This is a genomic window from Brevibacillus ginsengisoli (genome assembly GCF_050113715.1).
Taxonomy (GTDB): Bacteria; Bacillota; Bacilli; order Brevibacillales; family Brevibacillaceae; genus Brevibacillus_H; species Brevibacillus_H ginsengisoli.
Genome location: NZ_JBNJQR010000024.1, coordinates 1 through 544 on the forward strand (window position 1 = coordinate 1; position 544 = coordinate 544).

At 55.9% G+C, this 544-nt stretch carries 1 rRNA gene; it reads right to left on the reverse strand.

Going from position 1 to position 544, the window contains the following annotated elements:
- Positions 1-9: 9 nt before the first annotated feature.
- A 16S ribosomal RNA gene (locus tag ACQCN2_RS23345) occupies positions 10-544 on the reverse strand; the annotation flags it as partial.

The window sequence follows — 544 nt, forward strand, 5'->3', positions numbered from 1 at the left end:
TCTCCATAGAAAGGAGGTGATCCATCCGCACCTTCCGGTACGGATACCTTGTTACGACTTCACCCCAGTCATCTACCCCACCTTCGGCGGCTGGCTCCTTGCGGTTACCTCACCGACTTCGGGTGTTGCAAACTCCCGTGGTGTGACGGGCGGTGTGTACAAGGCCCGGGAACGTATTCACCGCGGCATGCTGATCCGCGATTACTAGCGATTCCGACTTCATGTAGGCGAGTTGCAGCCTACAATCCGAACTGAGACTGGTTTTAAGAGATTGGCGTACTCTCGCGAGCTAGCATCCCGTTGTACCAGCCATTGTAGCACGTGTGTAGCCCAGGTCATAAGGGGCATGATGATTTGACGTCATCCCCGCCTTCCTCCGTCTTGTCGACGGCAGTCTCTCTAGAGTGCCCAACTGAATGCTGGCAACTAAAGATAAGGGTTGCGCTCGTTGCGGGACTTAACCCAACATCTCACGACACGAGCTGACGACAACCATGCACCACCTGTCACCGCTGCCCCGAAGGGAAGCCCTATCTCTAGGACG